Annotated in this window: 2 protein-coding genes and 1 pseudogene; 1 reads left to right on the top strand and 2 read right to left on the bottom strand. The window is 62.2% G+C overall.

The features are described 5' to 3' along the window. A pseudogene (locus QZY07_RS11670) lies at positions 1-126 on the bottom strand (Uma2 family endonuclease); the annotation flags it as partial. Between the two features lie 218 nt (positions 127-344). On the opposite strand from QZY07_RS11670, the gene polA reads away from it, so the two are divergent. Next, the gene (polA, locus tag QZY07_RS11665) at positions 345-3068 is read left to right on the top strand and encodes a DNA polymerase I (protein WP_295402649.1); all 2724 of its coding nucleotides are present in this window, start codon (positions 345-347) and stop codon (positions 3066-3068) included. Between the two features lie 87 nt (positions 3069-3155). Here polA and QZY07_RS11660 read toward each other — a convergent pair whose 3' ends face one another. Further along, entirely contained in the window at positions 3156-4781 is a 1626-nt protein-coding gene (locus QZY07_RS11660; protein ID WP_295402647.1) for an MraY family glycosyltransferase, read from the bottom strand. Positions 4782-5165: the final 384 nt, after the last annotated feature.

Genomic DNA, 5165 nt, shown 5'->3' with positions numbered 1-5165 from the left:
GAAACGGAGTTCGAGATTTTCCTTGAGCTTGACGATCCAGTCATATTGCAGAGTATTCTCGGCCATCGGTTCGCCATCGCTCTGCGGATAGGGGTCATCGGGATCGATACGGGACAGGGGATTCATGAGGCAACCTCCAGGCATCGGGGATCCAGGCAAGAGCGGCATCATTGCCGCCAGGAATGAATCCAGTATACGACGCTTCGTTCTCCCGATGCGCCATTGGCGAAACCGCGCCACGGATGCCATACAGGACGACGCACATGCACCCGCCCGAGCGGTCGCCAGCGACGACCGGCAAGACGCGGTGCGACGCCATCCACCCACTCATTGACAGAGACCCCATGCCACCCAAATACCCACTGATCCTGGTCGACGCCTCCGGCTATCTGTTCCGCGCCTATCACGCCCTGCCCAAGCTGACCAATTCCAAGGGCGAGCCGACCGGCGCCCTGCTGGGCGTGCTCAACATGCTGCGCAAGCTGATCGAGGAGCATCGGCCCGAGTATCTTGGGGTGATCTTCGACGCCGCCGGCAAGAGCTTTCGCAACGATCTCTATCCCGCGTACAAGGCGCATCGCCCGCCGATGCCGGAGGATCTGCGCGCACAGATCCAGCCATTACAGGAGGTCATTCGGGCGATGGGTCTGCCGCTGCTGGTGATTCCGGAGGTCGAGGCCGACGATGTCATCGGCACGCTCGCCACCCAGGCCGCCGCCGCCGGCATCCCGACCCTGATCTCGACCGGCGACAAGGACATGGCGCAACTCGTCGACGCGCATGTCACCCTGGTCAACACCATGACCGATACCCTGCTGGATCCGGCCGGGGTGAGGGAAAAATTCGGCGTCCCGCCAGACCGCATCGTTGACTATCTGAGTCTGATGGGCGACAGCGCCGACAATATCCCCGGCGTGCCGAAGTGCGGCGAAAAGACCGCCGCGAAATGGATCGCCGAATACGGCGGGCTGGAGGGCGTGATCGCCAACGCGGGGACGATCAAGGGCAAGATCGGCGAAAACCTGCGCGCGGCGCTGGACCAGTTACCGCTGTCGCGCCAGCTCGCCACCATCCGGCGCGATGTCCCGCTGGAGTATGGCCCCACGGATCTGCGCCGGATCCCGCCCGACGTGGAAACCCTGCGCGGTTGGTACGAACGCTTCGAGTCGCGCCGTCTGCTCGCGACCCTCGACGGAATCGCCCGACAGGCCGACACACCGCAAGCGCCCGAGCCAGCGCCCCCGGCGGCCCTGCCCCACGTCGACTATGACCTGATCCTCACCCCGGACGCCTTCGAGAACTGGATAACACGCCTGGAGTCCGCCGCGCTGTTCGCCTTCGATACCGAGACTACCGGCCTGGACTACATGCGCGCCGATCTGGTCGGCCTGTCCTTCGCCATCGAGCCCGGCCAGGCGGCCTATGTCCCGGTCGCCCACGCCTACCCTGGTGCCCCGGATCAGCTCGACCGCGACACCGTTCTAGCCCGCTTGAAACCGCTCCTGGAAGACGCCAGCCGCGCCAAACTTGGTCAGAATCTCAAGTTCGACATGAGCGTACTGGCCCATCATGGCATCGAACTGCGCGGCATCGCGCACGACACCATGCTCGAAAGCTATGTGCTCGACAGCACCGCCACCCGACACAACATGGACGCGCTGGCCAAGAAATATCTGGACTACGACACGGTGCATTTCGAGGACATCGCGGGCAAGGGCGTCAAACAGCTCAGCTTCGATCAGATCCCGCTGGAGCAGGCCGGTCACTATGCCGCCGAGGACGCCGACATCGCGCTACGGCTGCATCGGAGTTTCTGGCCCCGACTGGAGGCGACCCCCTCGCTGGCCCATCTGTATCGCTCCATCGAGATGCCGCTGGTCCCCATCCTGTCGCGGATCGAGCGCACCGGGGTACGCATCGACAGCGGTCTGCTGGCGCGTCAAAGTCAGGATCTGGGCCGGCGCATCGCCGCGTTGGAGACCCAGGCTTACGCGAGCGCCGGCCATCCGTTCAACATCGGTTCACCCAAGCAGATCGGCGCCATCTTCTTCGAGGAGTTGGGTCTGCCGGTGCTCGCCAAGACCCCCAAGGGCGCGCCGTCCACCTCCGAGGACGTGCTGGAACGACTGGCGGCGGACGGTCATGAACTCCCCGGTCTCATCCTCCAGCACCGCGGTCTGTCGAAGCTCAAATCCACCTACACCGATAAACTGCCCCAGATGGTCAATCCCGCGACCGGGCGAGTGCATACCTCCTACCATCAGGCGGTCGCCGCCACCGGGCGGCTGTCGTCCAGCGATCCCAACCTGCAGAACATCCCCATCCGCACCGAGGAAGGCCGGCTGATCCGCCGCGCCTTCATCCCCGAGTCGGGATACCGAATGCTCGCCGCCGACTACTCGCAGATCGAGCTGCGGATCATGGCCCATCTCTCCGGCGACGAACGGCTGCTCAACGCCTTCGCCAGCGGTCAGGACATCCATCGCGCCACGGCGGCGGAGATTCTGGGGCTCGCGCCCGAGGCGGTGACGGGCGAACAGCGCCGTTCGGCCAAGGCGATCAATTTCGGGCTGATCTATGGCATGTCGGCCTTCGGACTGGCGCGCCAGCTCGGCATCGAACGCGGCGCGGCGCAGGAGTATGTGGACCGCTATTTCGCCCGCTATCCGGGGGTGCGGGCGTTCATGGACCGCATCCGCGCCCAGGCCCGCGAGGATCGCTATGTCGAAACCCTGTTCGGGCGCCGGCTCTATCTCGCCGACATCGGCCACAGCAACCAGGGCCGGCGCGCGGGCGCCGAACGCACCGCCATCAACGCCCCCATGCAGGGCACGGCCGCCGACATCATCAAGCGCGCCATGATCGCGGTGGATCAATGGATCCAGTCAGAACGCCCGCCGGTGCGCATGATCATGCAGGTCCATGACGAGCTGGTGTTCGAGGTGACGGAGGCTGCCATCGACAGCGCCAGCGCGCGGATTCGCGACGCCATGGAATCGGCGGCCGAGCTGGCGGTTCCGCTGATCGTGGACATCGGCGTCGGCGAGAATTGGGAGGAGGCGCATTGACTCGAGTCCAGCGCAGGATGCTTAGGCGGTTTCCGGAAAATTTGCAGCAGAATCAACGCTTCAAATGGACAGTTTCCGGAAATTGCCTTAAAGCCGGGCTAGACCTTTCACAAGAAGAACACCCAGCGCAGTCATAACACCAATCCGCAACGGATCCCAGGGGTGTTTCCGCTCGGCGATCAAGACCTCGATGGCATAAAAAAGAATGATGCACTGCAACGCCACGAATCCGATCTGCTCGAATCTTTCATTGGACAAAGTCGGCACGACGAATGCGATTAGCAGGATCAGCAGATCCAATGGACTTGCCCGGAAGCTGACCGCGGAAAAACGGATCCAGAGCGCGGTCAGAACGCCAATGGCGAAAAACAAGCCCAGAACCAAATTGGAGTGGGATCCGTCCAAGGATTCCGCCACGAAATAGACCACCGCCACCGCTGTCACATTGGCCGAGAGACGCTCAATCCACGTCGTGATTGTCGAGGGCAATCGCACGCTCAGCAGCAGGCCCACGAACAGGAGACTTGCGAGCAACGCGATATCCAAACCGATCGCCGGAGCGGCAAAGGCCCCAAGCACCAGAATCAGGGGGATGGCCAGGGTCAGAATCAGATAAGGGGCTCTGACAAGCAGCTTGTTTCGGATGGCAATCAACAGGGAGTCCGAGATCAAATCCTGACGCTCGGGCTCCAGATGCAAGGGACTCATTCGCGCTTCCCGACGGCAAAGAAAACCGATCCCGCCCAAGGCGGCCAAGCAAAACAGCACATAGGCGCCAAGCACCACGGTATCGGCGCTATAACGCAGCAGATAGGCAAGCAGGATCAAGAATGCCTGGGCGGAATAGACCAGCACCACCGCCTTGGGCTGATTCAGCCCCGCACTCAGCAAGCGATGGTGCAGATGTAATCGGTCCGGCGAAAAAGGCGAACGCCCATCGGCGATCCGTCGGATCATCACCGTCAGCGTATCGAGAATCGGAACACCCAGAATCAGGATCGGGATCAATCTACTCACGGCGGAGTCTTCGCGCTGGGTGACGATGAGTGCCAGCGCGCCTGTCGCGAATCCCAGGAACTGACTTCCGGTATCGCCCATGAAAATCTGGGCCGGATTGGTATTGAAGCGTAAAAACCCGAAGGTGGCGCCCATGATGGCGAATGCGACCATCAGCGCGGCGGTGTCGCCGCATTGGTATGCCAGCACGGACAGACCGCCAAGCGCGAGCAGACTGACCCCTCCGGCCAACCCATCAAGTCCGTCGGACAGATTGACCGCATTCGTGATGCCGACCAGGACAAAAATCGTCAGGGGCAGTTCGAGCGGATACACAAGCAAGCCGTCTCCGAAGAAAGGGATGTCCTGGATCAGGACACCGCCGCCGAGGGTCAGAATCAGCGCCGCGAGGACCTGGCCGAGCAGCTTGATCCGATAGTGCAGGTTAAAACGATCATCCAGGACACCGAACGCAAACAGCAGACCAACCGCGACCAGGAAGGCAACGAGATCCTGGCGCATCGGCACCCACAGCAGGATCGAGGCGAGAGAACCAATCACGATCGCGATCCCGCCGGTGCGCGGAATGATCGCGTGATGGATTTTGCGTTCGCCAGGTTGATCGACGAGCCCCAGGAGTGCAGCGTAGCGCGCCAGTGGCGGGACCAGGAGCATCGAGATGAAAAGCGCTAATACCAGAACGTAGATGGCTTGCATGACTGAATCGCTCGTCTCCATTTCACGATGCTTCCAGCGCCTGGCCCCATGGCCGCCGTGGCTGTAACACGCACAAGGTATGTGCGCGACAGTATACCCCGAAGAAAGGAGCGCCGGCGTTCGCTTCCGACGCGAGCCATTGCATCCGTCGTCACTCTAGACGCCCACAAACAAAAACCGCCGCGCCCCGATTCGGGGCGCGGCGGCTGCAAGCGACATCAATCAGTTACAGTTCAACATCGGCGAGGAAATACCCGACATCCTCCTTGCCATGATCGGTTTCGGCATCCTTCGACTGTTCTTCCTGGACCCACATCTCGACGCTCTCCGGGTTGAGCCCCTTCCAGCGCAGGCCGCTGGAATCCCCGCCATTGGTGGTCTGCG

Origin of the sequence: uncultured Thiocystis sp., from assembly GCF_903866365.1 — a bacterium.
Taxonomy (GTDB): Bacteria; Pseudomonadota; Gammaproteobacteria; order Chromatiales; family Chromatiaceae; genus Chromatium.
Note: the sequence above shows the minus strand (reverse complement) of the source record. Positions and strands in the feature narration are given on the sequence as shown.